11 protein-coding genes and 1 tRNA gene are annotated in these 13,490 nt (G+C 66.2%); 9 read left to right on the top strand and 3 right to left on the bottom strand.

What is annotated here, in order from left to right; translation table 11 throughout:
• The first annotated feature begins 62 nt into the window (after positions 1-62).
• From RM479_RS00445 to RM479_RS00465, 5 genes are all read left to right on the top strand, one after another.
• The gene (locus RM479_RS00445) at positions 63-914 is read left to right on the top strand and encodes a helix-turn-helix transcriptional regulator (protein WP_311509652.1); all 852 of its coding nucleotides are present in this window, start codon (positions 63-65) and stop codon (positions 912-914) included.
• A gap of 669 nt (positions 915-1,583) precedes the next feature.
• Entirely contained in the window at positions 1,584-1,964 is a 381-nt protein-coding gene (locus RM479_RS00450) for a DUF6507 family protein (RefSeq protein ID WP_311509654.1), read from the top strand.
• A 74-nt stretch (positions 1,965-2,038) separates the two neighbouring features.
• On the top strand, positions 2,039-5,506 hold the full coding sequence (locus tag RM479_RS00455) for a DNA/RNA non-specific endonuclease (RefSeq protein WP_311509655.1): 3,468 nt from the start codon (positions 2,039-2,041) through the stop codon (positions 5,504-5,506).
• A 14-nt stretch (positions 5,507-5,520) separates the two neighbouring features.
• A complete protein-coding gene (locus RM479_RS00460; protein ID WP_311509656.1) occupies positions 5,521-5,952 on the top strand; it encodes an immunity protein YezG family protein in 432 nt (143 codons plus the stop codon).
• Positions 5,953-6,576: 624 nt separating this feature from the next.
• Entirely contained in the window at positions 6,577-7,122 is a 546-nt protein-coding gene (locus tag RM479_RS00465) for an NUDIX hydrolase (protein ID WP_311509657.1), read from the top strand.
• 287 nt (positions 7,123-7,409) lie between these two features.
• Here RM479_RS00465 and RM479_RS00470 read toward each other — a convergent pair whose 3' ends face one another.
• Positions 7,410-7,538 (bottom strand): hypothetical protein, encoded by a 129-nt coding sequence (locus RM479_RS00470; RefSeq protein ID WP_311509659.1) that lies wholly within the window; start codon positions 7,536-7,538, stop codon positions 7,410-7,412.
• 808 nt (positions 7,539-8,346) lie between these two features.
• The gene (locus RM479_RS00475) at positions 8,347-9,411 is read right to left on the bottom strand and encodes a helix-turn-helix transcriptional regulator (protein ID WP_311509660.1); all 1,065 of its coding nucleotides are present in this window, start codon (positions 9,409-9,411) and stop codon (positions 8,347-8,349) included.
• A 145-nt stretch (positions 9,412-9,556) separates the two neighbouring features.
• Between RM479_RS00475 and RM479_RS00480 the strand changes: the two genes are divergently transcribed.
• Positions 9,557-9,844: a hypothetical protein gene (locus RM479_RS00480; protein ID WP_311509661.1), complete on the top strand. Its 288-nt coding sequence runs from the start codon at positions 9,557-9,559 to the stop codon at positions 9,842-9,844.
• Positions 9,845-9,967: 123 nt separating this feature from the next.
• On the opposite strand, the gene RM479_RS00485 is transcribed toward RM479_RS00480, so the two are convergent.
• Positions 9,968-10,038: transfer RNA gene (locus RM479_RS00485), tRNA-Gly, on the bottom strand.
• Between the two features lie 162 nt (positions 10,039-10,200).
• On the opposite strand from RM479_RS00485, the gene dcd reads away from it, so the two are divergent.
• The 3 genes from dcd to RM479_RS00500 all read left to right on the top strand — a co-directional run bounded on the left by dcd (position 10,201) and on the right by RM479_RS00500 (position 13,452).
• On the top strand, positions 10,201-10,782 hold the full coding sequence (gene dcd, locus RM479_RS00490) for a dCTP deaminase (RefSeq protein ID WP_311509662.1): 582 nt from the start codon (positions 10,201-10,203) through the stop codon (positions 10,780-10,782).
• 445 nt (positions 10,783-11,227) lie between these two features.
• On the top strand, positions 11,228-12,223 hold the full coding sequence (locus RM479_RS00495) for a quaternary amine ABC transporter ATP-binding protein (protein ID WP_311510397.1): 996 nt from the start codon (positions 11,228-11,230) through the stop codon (positions 12,221-12,223).
• Positions 12,220-13,452 (top strand): ABC transporter permease, encoded by a 1,233-nt coding sequence (locus tag RM479_RS00500; RefSeq protein ID WP_311509664.1) that lies wholly within the window; start codon positions 12,220-12,222, stop codon positions 13,450-13,452. The genes RM479_RS00495 and RM479_RS00500 overlap by 4 nt, the downstream gene beginning before the upstream one ends.
• Positions 13,453-13,490: the final 38 nt, after the last annotated feature.

Below are 13,490 nucleotides of genomic sequence, written 5' to 3' on the forward strand. Positions count from 1 at the left end.
GCGGTTGTCGGGGGATCGGCGATCCCTGGATCTCCCCTGTCGGTGGCGACGATACTGACGGGATGGATCGTGAGGCACTCGCAGACTTCCTCGTCCGGCGCCGGGAAGCGCTCCAGCCCGAGGACGTGGGGCTGAGCCCGGGCCCGCGTCGCCGCGCACCGGGTCTGCGCCGCGAAGAGGTCGCGCAGTCGGCGGTGATGTCGACCGATTACTACACCCGGCTCGAACAGCGCCGCGGTCCGCAGCCGAGCACCCAGATGCTCGCTTCGATCGCTCGCGCCCTGCGGCTGACGCCCGACGAGCGCGACTACCTGTTCCACACGGCAGGGCACAGCGCGCCGGACCGTGTGACGACGTCCGACTACGTGGCGCCAGGCCTGCTGCGGGTGCTCGACCGATTGACCGACACCCCGGCGTTGATCCTCGACGCCCTCGGGCGGTCGCTGGTGCAGAACGACCCGGCGCGCGCCCTGTTCGGCGACACCGGCGGCCTGGTCGGCTGGGAGCGCAGCGCCATCTACCGCTGGTTCGTGCATCCGGAGCAGGAACGGTGGCGTTACCCGGAGGACGACCGGGACCGTCAGGGCCGGGCGCAGGTCGCCTCGCTCCGGGCCGCGTACGGGTCCATGGGCCCGCGCTCGCGGGCGGGCGACCTGGTCCGCGAGCTGACGGGCCGGAGTCCGGAGTTCGCCCAGCTCTGGGAGGCACACGAGGTGAGCAGGCGCTTCGAGGACCACAAAGTGCTGATTCACCCCGAGATCGGGAAGATCGAGGTCGACTGCCAGGCGCTGTTCACCGAGGACGAGTCACAGACGTTGCTCGTACTGACCGCGCCGCCGCGCTCCGAGGCGGCGAGCAAGCTGAAGCTGCTGGCGGTGCTCGGCACGCAGCGGTTCGCCGACGGGCAGGGCTGAAACCCGACCGCACGGCCCGCACGGCCCGGCCCGCAGCGCGCCCCCGCGACTACGAGCGTGCTCCTGCGGGGGCCTGAGCATGTCGCATGTCGCACCCTCTGTGGAGGACGCTTCGGTGTACCCGTCCGCACCCTCGAACGGGAGTGCGCGACCCCGGCCCCGGCCCCGGCTGGTCGGCCAGGTCATGACCGGATAAGGCGCACGGATCCGGACAGGGCGATCGATTTCCATGGCATCACGACAGGAACGCCGTGCGCACGGACTCGGTCACCCTCTGTCCCTACCGTTCGGCATAATACGCCCGAAGAGGCAACAGGAATCATTTATCGCGGTGAAGTGCGCAGAAGGGGTGAACGGGTGAAGTCCGGCCTGGTGGAACGGGGTCCCGGTGGCGAAAGGAAGCTCGTCACGATGTCCTTCCGCCGACAGGGGATCGCTCTCCGCACGACCCGGCCGCGTGGTCCGGCGGTTTGTCGGATCGGGCGGCTCCGGGGTGGTGAAAACCCCTGAAAAGTAGCTTGAACAGGCGCTTCGCCCGTTGCTGTTCCGTGCGGTGATGACGGCCGTTCGCACACAACAGGAGGTGGCCGGAATCGGCCAGGTCGGTGATGGCGAAGCATCCGATGGTTTCTGCGTGGAGTGGTTCTCGGGAATGCAAGGAGGAGTCCGATGAGCTCGTGGGATATCGATCCCGTGCAGGTCGGCGGCGTGTTGGAGGCGACCCTGGGCCATCTGGGCGATGAGGAGGGCGGCAGCGGCCTGACCCGGGAGCTGTCCCAGCTGGAGACCCATCTGGGCAACGCCGTCGAGGAATGCGGCAGCGGCATCGTCTCCGATGCCCTGGGACGGTTCGCCGAGCACTACTTCGGCGTGCTCGGCGACATGGCCGGTACCACCCTGCGGGCGGTCGAGGGAGCCTATGAGGCCACCACCCACTATATGGAGGGGAACCTGGAGATGGCCGCCGAGGCCCAGGCCAACGCCGCCAAGGAACCGGCCACCGAGGTCACCCCCGGGGCCGGTTCGGGCCACCAACCCCTCTACCACTGACCCCGCCGGCCCCCGCCCCGCTCCCGGACCCCGAGCACCCGACCCCACCCCCACACCCCTTGGAGCGGTGACCTGTGGGCACAGCCCCCTTCGACCCGAGCGCCTTCTTCGTCCCCGCCACCGACCCGGACCGCCTGGAGTACACCGCCGGCGATCTCAAGGGCGACGGCACCGACATCGTCGAGGGCGCGGCCGACATCCACACCGCCTGGGCGGGACTGTCCTCCTGCTACAGCGCCCCCGAGGCCGAACTCCTGTTCTCGGCGGTGGACTCGGTCCCCGAGGACGCCGGGGAGGTGGACGGCGCCCTGGGCACGGCGGCCACCGCGTTGAGCACCTTCGCCGAACGCGCCCGCGAGCTCCGTCGTCAGGCGTGGGCGTTGCAAGGGGACGCGCGCCGCTTCAATGCCCGGGTCGCCGACGACGAGGACTGGGCCAAGGGCACCCTGCTGGGGCAGGAGAGCGAGGAGTACACCGAGTACTCGCGGATCAACTCCGAGAAGATCCGCATCCAGAACGACTTCATGGCCGCCGAGGCCGAGTGCGCCAACGCCATCGTCGCGCTGTTCAGCGCACGCCGGTACACGGCCGTGAACCCGGACGGGTCCACCCGGCTGCGCGGGGGTGAGATCGCCTACGGGTTCACCGAGATCACCGAGGAGTTGGAGAACGCCTGGGGCGAACCCAAGGTCGGTGTCGACCACTACTGGTTCTGGGACGTCCAGCACGCGGCCTGGGACTTCGGCGGCGGGATCCTGGAGAACGCCGGCGGCATGGTCGGGATGCACGGGGCCGGGGGGTGGGACTTCGAGTGGGGGACCAACGTCGAGGCCCACTGGTGGGGTGTGGTCCAGGGCGCGGGCGCCGCGGTGGGGTTGTACGACGCCGAGATCGACCACTGGGGTTTCCAGAGCTGGGAGCGCAGCCGCGAGATCGCGTGGGACACGGCGGTGGAGGCGGCGCACGCCATCGTGCCGTGGGAGGAGTGGGAGGAGCGGCCCGCGTACGTGATCACGACCGCGCTGCTGAACGTGGGCACGATCGCGGCGGGTGTGGCGCTGTCCTCGACCGGGGTGGGGGCGGTGGTGGGGGTGCCGCTGCTGGCCTACAAGGGATTGAAGATCCTGGACGGGCTCGGCGGCGGTCACAACGGTCTCACCGGCGCCGTGCGGGAACTGATCGACAACGCGGCCTCCGGACGCCACGGGGGCTCGGGGGGTTCGGGTGGTGGTTCCGGTGGGACCACCCCGGTGATCTCCTTGGACGAGGACACGCTGCGGGCGTTCGGGTTCGACCCTGAGAAGTTGCGAGCGCTGATCACCGGGTTGGAGGCCCTGCGCGATCAGGACACCCACGCGCCGTCGAACGACATCCGCCCGGTCGGGGACGGTCACTCCGACGCGGATCGGCCCGCCGACCCGACCGCCGCCGGGTTGGCTGCGGGCCAGGAGTTCCTGGACGGCCTGGACCCGGAGTCCCGCCGCGAGCTGGAAGACGCGCTGCGCGACGCGGAGGACCTGTGGGTGGCCTCCCAGGTTCCCGAAAGTTGGACCACGGTCAACGACACCCCGGTCCAGCGCTACGAGACCGACCCGCCCCGCATCGAGGCCCAGGACGGCCAACGGGTCGAGGTCGACAGCGCGGGCAACGAGATCACTGCCCACCACGACGGAACCATCACCAACGCCACCGGCAGCGTTGGCAGCTCCCCTCACACCCCCCACGGTGGAGGCACCACCGTCATTGAAACCGGTTCCGGCTCCGGACGTGGTCGCACCAGTATCGGTACGGGCGGAGGTGGAGGCGGACTGCCGAACGGTCCGGACGCTCCGGAGCAGCAACCGCCGGAGTACGTCCAAAGATCCGGCGGAATCGCCGATGTGGGTAACCCCCGCGCCAACATGGAAGCCGGGGACGGGTTCTATGACTCCGATAACCACCGCGTCGATTTGGGATATCGGGACGAGACCGGTACCTATTTCGATGGTGAGGGCAACCGCTATGTCGACGTCCCACAGAGCGCCTGGGCGCTGAAGCAGTACGGTGAAATCCGCGCTAACGATGGCGACGTCGACCATATCTCCGAGAACACCGGCTTGAACCGGGACGTGATCTACGAGGTCAAGCAGCACCTGTTCCTCCGCGAGCATGTCGATGTTCCCTCTCCGCCGGACGGGCGTCAGCGAACGGGTCGCTTCGCGCCCGTGGAACAAGTCGCCGATCTGTGGCGCAAGGCGGAGACGGGCACCTTGAACGCCTCCGAGAGCGCTGCCTTCCGCAACCTGGTCGCACACGAGTACGTCAAGGCCCGTCTGATGGAAGAGGGTGTGCCGTACCGCTCTCGCGATCCTCAACTGTGGAACAACGATCAGTACGAAGGGACCTCTGAGAGGAACGGCGCGGACGACATCTCGCCTTGGAGGGACCCTGAAGCCGACGGCGGATTCGAGCTGTGGGAGAAGTGGGGCATCCCCGAGCCCGAGTCAGGTTTTAGTCCGGGTGACGACCTGTCCGGTCTGGACAGGGTCGCTGAGAGCGCATTGGACTGGTGGCGAGAACGCAATCCCTATAACGGTGCTGCCCACCGTCCTTCGTACGAGCACACGCAGACGATCGATGTGGGAGACTCCCGTTCTCCTGGAGAAAGACAGCGGTTCGGGACCGGTGAGGATGGGGAGGAGGTCAAGCTCGACTCACACACCCTGTACCGGGTCGAGGGGAGAGGCGTTTTCATCACAGACGCCGATGGCCGCATCGTCCATGTTGAAACGCGGTCCTCATCGAGTGCCGATGGAAATCCCGAGCTCGTCTACCCCAGGCCGAACGCGATGTACTACGTTGACCATCCGAAGACGGGTGGGCAGTTCGTCTATGGGACGGATGACAATTCCAGGACGATCTCCATCGAGGGCGAGCTCAGGCCGGGAAGGGAGTCGCGGAACAACGAACAGACACCCATCGGCCATGAGGGCAGGAACTACTTCAGCGAGTACAATAAGCGCGATGACACGGAATATAAATATGATGAAGCCAGTTGGCAGGGCGGGCACCTGGTCGCGAGCAACATGTTCGGTGGTCCCGGTGAGAGGATCAACATCATCCCGATGCTCAAGTCCTTGAACCACCCTGGCCAGAGTCGAGATTTCTACGAGAACTGGGGTCGTCTTGAATATCTTTGGAACGGGATCCTCAAGAAAGACGAAGGGACTCTCGGTAGGGCTTATAGCACAGCTTACGCGGAGCAGCAGCCGGGAGGGAAGCCAGCCCTCACGGCTCCTTGGTTGAGTCTCGCTGGCGAAGACCCCCGAATCACATTTCGTATGGAAGTTGAATATGACGATAGCCTTCCAGAGTATGAAAGGCGCGAATACCAGGACCGCCCAGATCTAACCAGCCAAGCCAGAAATTACGAGAGTAATCGTCCTACGGAAATGAGCCACTTAGGAGCCCCGCCTTCGGAGATAGTGGTGGACTGGTCGCTGAACGGAGTCGATCAGTCGAGGCTGACGTATGATAATCATCCTCCGCGATCTTTTAAGTGAAGAGAGAATTTATTATGGATCCGATCCAACAGCAGGAATTGGTCCGGGAAATGGTCCTTGAGCTTGTCGAGGTTGCTCCCGAAGGATGGGTTTCGATGAATTTCCGGTACGAGTACATCGGAGGGGTGGCGGCAAGTGAGAATATCGTGACCTTTGACACTGGGGAAGCGGTGAGGAAGCGCCATCCGCGGCCTGTTGACAAAAAGGCAAGGGCCCTGAAGATTGAAATGTACCAGGAGGGCAAGGGAACGTGGCTCGCCATGTCGATTAATATAAAAAAGCCTGGCGACTTCAAGGTAGATTTCTACTACGACAAAGAACTGGGGGTTCACCCTCTCCCCGCCTCGCCGGGTAGTTACGCCTTCGAGCTGGAGAAGTTCCCCCGGGATCCCGAAGTCATTTCAGATTGGATCCGTGAACGGATCAGCCAGCTGCGAGAGGAGTAGGGCCCCACAGGTACTTCAGTTGGACTTCCAGGAAGAAGGCAGTAGCGAAAATAGCGAATTAGAGGCCAGGCGTGCTTTCCTTGTTTGTAAAACTTTCCTGCGCCATTGCGCGCTTGGTGAAAATTTCAAAGTATTTGATATCTCGCGAAAAAAGCAAATGAAGAATGCGCGAGCCTCTGCCACCTGTTCACGGTGTACCTGCATCAGGATTGGATCATTGAAGGAAGCGGGATTTCTGACATCTTCATTCCCAGCTAGGGTTTGCGGGAAATCTCCCCGGTGGTCTGTCGAGAGGCGAGGGCTCTGATTTCAGAAGGAGGGGGGATGAATATCTGGACAATCTTTTCTTTGGCAAATGGAGTGCTGGCTAAGAGCCCGAAGTGGAAGGGTTTGAATACTGGAATGCGGTTCTCGAATAAATTGTGAAAGTCTCAGGTCGCTACGTGCGGGAGTGACACCGCCCCTGAGGTGTGTCGGGTTGCGGCGCCGGTGGCTATGAAGGGCGTTGCCAAACGGGGTGATCACGTGCTCCTGGTGAGATACCCGCAGAGTTCGCCGACCGCATCGATCGGGCCGCCAACTCTTCCTCGTCACAGGTTTTGGGCGCCACGGTAGTTTCGGGGGATGGGCGGTGGCGAGGATGAGCAGGGCCGGTGGGTGGTGCATGGGGAGCGCACCCTGTACGACAACCGGTGGGTGCGGTTGGGCAAGGCGGACATCACCACACCCTCCGGGGACAGGTTCGAGCACCACACGGTCACGCTCCCCTCGGCCGCGGTGATCGCCGTCCTGGACCGGTCTGGCGAGCACGTCTTGATGAGCTATCGGCACCGGTTCGTGCCCGACGTGTGGGGGTGGGAGCTGCCCGGCGGCCTCCTGGACCCCGAGGAGACACCGGAGCAGACCGCTGTACGCGAGGCCTTGGAGGAGACCGGCCACCGGGTCGGCTCGGTGGAGCACGTGGCCACCTTCGAGCCGATGATCGGCACGGTCCGCAACCCCCACCATGTGTTCGTCGGCCGTGACGCCGAGCTGGTGGCGGAGCCGACCGAGTTCGACGAGGGCGTCTACGAATGGGTGCCTCTGGCCAAGGTCCGCAGCCTGATCTCCGAGGGGCGCATCCAGAGCTCAGGCACGCTTGTCGTCCTGCTCCACATCCTCGCCTCCTGAGACCGTTCCCTGGGGGGCAGTCGGGCCAGTCGGGCCCGTCGACGGCCAGAGCTTGACGTGTCCGACGGCTCTGCGGCACGCCGTGCCTTTCAGTGGGCCTGCGTGGTGTCGCCGTGGGGGGTATAAGCCAAGGCCAGATCGGTACGCAGTCCGGCCTCGGCGCGCCCGAGTTCCAACGGGGCGGCCATCGAGCGCGCGGGTGAGGTCCTCGACCGTCTCACCGCGTCCGAGACGTGCCATGCAGTGTCCGGCGACCTTGACGTGGAATTTGAAGGTGCGGGCGTCGGCTACCGGCTGTCGAACGGTTCGGACCGGGGTGCGCCGTCGCGGGTGCCGCCGAGCCGCCATTTGACCCAGTAACGGGCCATGCCACCTGCGAGTTCGCGCTGGCCGATGGTCGCCATGGTGCAGACCATCGCTTGGGTGGCGGCCGGATCAAAGCGAATCCGCTGAAGATCTCCGGAGATCTTTCGTGCTGGGCGCGGAGAGGTACGCGTGTTCGGGGGCGCCCTCGTGGCGTGTGGATGACGGGAGCTGGGTGCGTCATCCGGTGCCGGTCGTCGGGCCCGTGCACCCGCTGGTGCACCCTGAACGCGAAAACGGCCCCTGGTGTGCGATGCGTTCTCGCACTTCAGGGGCTTTCTTTCGAACGGAGCGGATGACGGGAATCGAACCACCCACCGCCAGCCCGCCGACCTGCGCAGATACGAGAATCCCCAGGCCGCACCGCTGCCCGTCACCCGGTTGCCCCCGGTTCCCCCGCGTTGCACCGGCCCCCGTCCACCCTCCGGGTGCACCACCTTCGCCACCCTGGTGCACCCTCACGGGTGCATCTGGACTCGTTGCAATCCAGTCCGGACGATCCGGACCTGCTCGGATGCAGCCGGTGAGGTTGATGGATCCGGTGAGGGGACGGGGCGTGGCCAGCATGGGCGGAAGTGTGGTGACGGCCTTCACCGCACGGTTCCTCACAGGACGGCTGAGTCCCCGAAGCGCTCAGGCACAGCGGCCTCGTTCGGAAACGGCAACGTCGTTCAGGAGAGCTCCAGGCCCGGCAGAGGTGATCGAGGCCTGGCTCCGCCGTGCTCGACTCCCCGGCTCGGGAGCTGATCGCAGCGCTGGCCGATCTCCTTCGCGCGGCGGAACCGGTTCGCGGTTCCCCGGTTCCGCCGATCCGGAGGCCGACCACGTCCAGCAGCCCGAGGGAATCGGGATCCCCGTGGATCAGCTGCCCAGAGCGCGCGCCAACAGGGCGCGGCGGCTGTGCACGGCGGTCTTCGAGAACACCGATTTCAGATGGTCCTGCACGGTGTACTCGGACAGGAACATCCGGCCCGCGACCTCACGGGTGTCGGCTCCGGCCACCAGGTGGCCCAGCACCTCGGCCTCACGGGCGCTGAGGCCGAAGGCCCGGGTGAACACCTCCACACGCTCCCGGGGTGAGGCCTCCTCGATCGTGACCGCGATGCCGCGCGTCCCAGGAGGCTGAGCGCTCCCGATCCGGGCCGCGCGCAGGGTCAGCCAGAGCCCGTCCGACAGGTGCACCCGTGCGGAGGGCGGGTGAGAGTCGACGCCGCTCTCGAAGGCCAGGAGCTGCGCGGCCACGTTGTAGGCGGTCGCCGGGATCGGTGTGCGTCCCCGTTCTGGTGGGACGAGCACTCGCAGGTACTCGTGCGTCTCGGGGGTCTGTCCGAGCACTTGCAACTCACCGGAGAGCAGGAGTACCACAGGGCCCGGGCGAGGAGGGTGCGGGCCACAGGCCTTGAAAGTATCCGCCTGGCAGCGACGCAGGGCACCCGTCACGGCATCGGCGATGTGGGCCAGATAGGCGGCTTCGGCCGGGCTGAACCGGGCTGCGGCGTCTGATCGCCACAGGTCCAGGAAGCCCCAGCACCCTGATCGGTCCCGGAACACCGTCGAGGCCACGTCGCTGATCCGGTACTCCCTGAGCAGTTCTCGCCACAGGAGGCTGTGCGAGGGATCGCCTCCGGTCGCCTCCTGGAGCAATGCGACGGGGGCCGACGCCTTCAGCGTCGTCCACCGGTTGAGTGCTGTGAGGTACTTCAGGCGGATCAGGCGGGGCAGCTCCCGCAGACAGGGGACATCCGCGAGTGGAAGGGAGCCGACCGACGTTTCCGGATCGGTCAGCAGGAAGGCGTAGGCATCGAAGCCGACCACACGGCGGATCTCCTCCAGAAGCCGCAGTCGCAGCTCCCGCGCATCTCCCGCAGACTCACAGATGTGCTGGATCCGTCCCCGTGACCGGAGCCAGACCGCAGTTCCGACCATGCTCTGAGGCTACCCTGCAAGGTCCTCGACGGTTCCGGGGGCCATGTCCCGCGGATTCTCCCGGTGACCCCAGATTTCTGGGATGGGAAACAGCCGCCGACGGCCCCAGGATCGAGGTGACACACGATCCGGAAGAGGGGGAGTCATGCCGACTCTGCACATCGAACACGCCGTTACGGACTTCGTTCTCTGGAAGACGGCCTTCGACCGCTTCGCCGAGTTCCGAGAGCGGTCCGGGGTGCTCCGGCACAGGATTCAGCGTCCGGTCGACGACCGGGAGTACGTCGTGATCGACCTGGACTTCTCTACCGCCGACGAGGCGGAGGCCTTCCTGGGGTTCCTGCGGACCAGGGTCTGGTCGTCAAGCGAGAACGCCCCGGCCCTGGTCGGAACCCCGGATGCCAGGATCCTCGACTCCGTCGAGAGCACCTGAGCGGGCCGGCGACCGGTCAGCGCGGGCGTCCTACTCGTGAGCGCACTCCGGTGCACCCTGAACACGAAGACGGCCCCTGGTGTGCGAGCGGTGCTCGCAGCCCAGGAGCCGTCTTTCGAACGGAGCGGATGACGGGAATCGAACCCGCGCTATCAGCTTGGGAAGCTGAAGTTCTGCCATTGAACTACATCCGCGTTGTATCCCGGCGTTTCAACGGCCGGTCAACCACTGTCATCCTAGCCCACTTCCCGGCCCCGACGGCAAGTCGGTGACGGGGTCCGTGTCGGCGCTCCGTGTTCGTCCGGTGTTCCTCCGGCATCGCTCCTGGTGGCCCGTGCAGGCGGTAGGTTCGGAGCGTGTTGCTCTCCGATCGCGATATCAGGTCCGAAATCGATGCCGGGCGGGTCCGGATCGATCCCTTCGACCCCGGCCTCGTCCAGCCGTCGAGCATCGACGTGCGGCTCGACCGCTTCTTCCGGGTCTTCGAGAACCACAAGTACCCGCACATCGACCCCTCGACGGAGCAGCCGGACCTGACCCGGTTGGTCGAGGCGGATCCCGATGACGCCTTCGTCCTGCACCCCGGCGAGTTCGTGCTGGCGTCCACCTACGAGGTGGTCACCCTGCCCGACGACATCGCCAGCCGGTTGGAGGGCAAGAGCTCCCTCGGGCGGCTGGGGCTGTTGACCCACTCGACGGCCGGTTTCATCGACCCCGGGTTCTCCGGCCACGTGACGCTGGAACTGTCCAACGTGGCGACGCTGCCGATCAAGCTGTACCCCGGCATGAAGATCGGCCAGCTCTGCATGTTCCGGCTGACCTCGCCCGCGGAGCACCCCTACGGTTCCGCGGAGTACGGTTCCCGCTACCAGGGGCAACGCGGGCCGACCCCCTCGCGGTCGCACCTGAAGTTCAGCCGTACGCGCATCGAGCCCTGACGCGGCACCCCGGTTCTTTTCGACCGGGGTCTGTCGCGCACACGATCGATCACGCTATGTTGTCATGTTGGTACGGACCGTCCTGTGGTGCTCTTGTCAGCTATAGGTGACCAAGGTCACTTTGTGATGGTGTGTGGTATAGATCACATATCGCTGTCCTGGGAGAACGCTGACCCCCGGCATAAGTCGACGGACCGGTTTTATGCCGTTTAAACATGTTATCTGCTGGTTATCAAGCGCCTGAACTGTGCGTACGCATCTCGGTAACGTGGCCCCCCGACGTGAACCAGGTGCTGGTCCGACCCCGAGAGGGGCGCGCAATCGGGGGACTCTGCGCGAGCCGGCCGCCTGAGGGAGCCGCGGGCCGGCGATCGGATGACCGCGCCTGCTCCGCGGCCGGGACAGCCCCGTAGAGGAGACCGTGCCAGCAGTACGAGCAGACCATCTGTACAAGGTGTTCGGTAGACAGTCCGGAACGGCCGTTCAACGGCTCTCCGACGGCAGCCACCGTGACACCATCGCCGACCTCGACGTGACAGCCGCGGTCATCGACGTCTCCTTCGACGTCGAACCCGGTGAGATCTTCGTGGTCATGGGCCTGTCCGGTTCGGGCAAGTCCACCTTGATCCGCATGCTCAACGGACTCCTGCCGCCCACCTCGGGCGCGGTCGAGATCGACGGTGTCGACATCACGACCCTGAGCAAGAAGAACCTGCTGAGGCTGCGCGGAGAGAAGATCAGCATGGTCTTCCAGCACTTCGCGCTCCTACCGCACCGCACGGTTCTGGAGAACGCCGCCTACGGCCTGGAACTGCGCGGCGAATCCCGTCCCGAGCGGGCCGAACGGGCCCGCGAGACCCTGGAACTGGTGGGTCTGGGCGGCTGGGAGGACAAGTACCCCCACCAACTGTCGGGCGGCATGCAGCAGCGCGTCGGTCTGGCCCGCGCCCTGGCCGCCGACACCGACATCATCCTGATGGACGAGGCGTTCAGCGCCCTCGACCCGCTCATCCGTCGGGACATGCAGACCCAGCTCCTGGAACTCCAGAAGAGCCTGGGCAAGACCATCGTCTTCATCACCCACGACCTCAACGAGGCCATGAGGCTGGGCGACCGGATCTGCGTGCTCCGCGACGGCCGGGTGGCCCAGATCGGCACCGCGCAGGAGATCCTCAACGAGCCCGCCAACGACTACGTCGAGCGGTTCACCGAGGACGTCGACCGCACCCGGGTGCTGACCGCGTCCGCGGCCCTGGACCCGCGGGCCGCCGCAGACGGTTCCGCGCCTCAGGTCGGGGCCGACACCCCGATCGCCGACCTGTACACGGACATGGCCGGCTCCGAGTTCCTCCGCGTGGTCGACGAGGACGGCGGCGTGCTGGGCGTCGTGTCCCGAACGTCCGTGCTCGCCGCCCTCGCGTCCGGGAGGGAGCGACAGTGACCCCCGTCGACTTCCCGCCCGCCCTGCCCATCGGTGAGGGTTTCAACGCGTTCAACGCCTGGCTCAAGACCCACTTCTCCGGTCTCTTCGACGCCATCGGCGAATTCATCCGCTGGGCGGTCGGCCTGCTGTCGGGGTTCTTCACGGACCCCGCCGCCGCGCAGCTGACGTTCATCGCCGCGGTGATCATCGCGGTCCCGCTGGTGCGGAGCCGCCGGATCCCGCTGGTCGTGACCGTCGCGGCGGTCTCGCTGCTCTACATCCTCCAGGCGTGGTTCGCGCTGGGGGACACGATCATCAACAACATGCCGCCCGCGCTCTTCCTGTGGGCGATGAACCTGTTCGACCAGTACGTCGACGCCTACTTCTGCGTCTCGCTGCTGTTCCTCGCGGCCGTCACCGTCATCGCGGCCCTGGACCGGGGCACCCGGGTCCGCACCGCGATCGTCGTGGGCGGTTGGCTGGCGACCGTGCTGCTGGGCTGGCTGCTGTTGCCCGCCGTGGTCACCGGCCCGAAGTCGGTGCTGATGATCCTGCTGCTGAGCCTGCTGGCGCTTTCGGTGGCCGGCTGGAAGATGGGCCTGTTCGGGCTGCTCGCGCTGTCCCTGGTCTCGTCGGTCGGCCAGTGGGACAACGCCATGGACACCCTCGGACTGGTGCTCGTGGCCAGCGCGATCGCCGTGGTCATCGCGATCCCGATCGGCGTCCTGGCCGCCTACAACGACCTGATCAGCAAGATCGTCAAGCCGGTCCTGGACCTGATGCAGACGCTGCCGGCGTTCGTCTACCTGATCCCGGCGATCTTCTTCTTCTCCATCGGCGCGGTTCCCGGCGTGGTCGCGACGATCGTGTTCGCGATGCCGCCCGGCGTCCGACTCACGGAACTGGGTATCCGCCAGATCGACAGGGAACTGGTGGAGGCCGGAGAGGCGTTCGGCGCCCCGGGCCACAAGATCCTCACGGGCATCCAGCTGCCCCTGGCGCTGCCGACCATCATGGCCGGCGTCAACCAGGTCATCATGCTGGGCCTGTCCATGGTCGTCATCGCGGGCATGGTCGGCGCCGGGGGCCTGGGCAGCCAGGTCTACCAGGGCATCACCCGCAACGACGGCGCCCTCGGTTTCGAGGCCGGTATCGCGGTGGTCGTCCTCGCCATCTTCCTGGACCGCCTCACCGCGGCGGTCACCCGCAAGAGTCCGCAGGGACGCGCGGCCGTCACCTCGGCCTGAGCACGTTCCCGCACACCGGCGGGCCCACCGCACACGGC

The sequence above is a fragment of the Nocardiopsis lambiniae genome (assembly GCF_031845465.1).
Classification (GTDB): Bacteria; Actinomycetota; Actinomycetes; order Streptosporangiales; family Streptosporangiaceae; genus Nocardiopsis; species Nocardiopsis lambiniae.

Excerpts from the sequence above, each read along its gene's own strand:
- RM479_RS00445 (WP_311509652.1), top strand. The coding sequence starts at position 63 with ATGGATCGTGAGGCACTCGCAGACTTCCTCGTCCGGCGCCGGGAAGCG.
- RM479_RS00450 (WP_311509654.1), top strand. The coding sequence starts at position 1,584 with ATGAGCTCGTGGGATATCGATCCCGTGCAGGTCGGCGGCGTGTTGGAG.
- RM479_RS00460 (WP_311509656.1), top strand. The coding sequence starts at position 5,521 with ATGGATCCGATCCAACAGCAGGAATTGGTCCGGGAAATGGTCCTTGAG.
- RM479_RS00465 (WP_311509657.1), top strand. The coding sequence starts at position 6,577 with ATGGGCGGTGGCGAGGATGAGCAGGGCCGGTGGGTGGTGCATGGGGAG.
- RM479_RS00470 (WP_311509659.1), bottom strand. The coding sequence starts at position 7,538 with ATGGTCTGCACCATGGCGACCATCGGCCAGCGCGAACTCGCAGGTGGC.
- RM479_RS00475 (WP_311509660.1), bottom strand. The coding sequence starts at position 9,411 with ATGGTCGGAACTGCGGTCTGGCTCCGGTCACGGGGACGGATCCAGCAC.
- RM479_RS00480 (WP_311509661.1), top strand. The coding sequence starts at position 9,557 with ATGCCGACTCTGCACATCGAACACGCCGTTACGGACTTCGTTCTCTGG.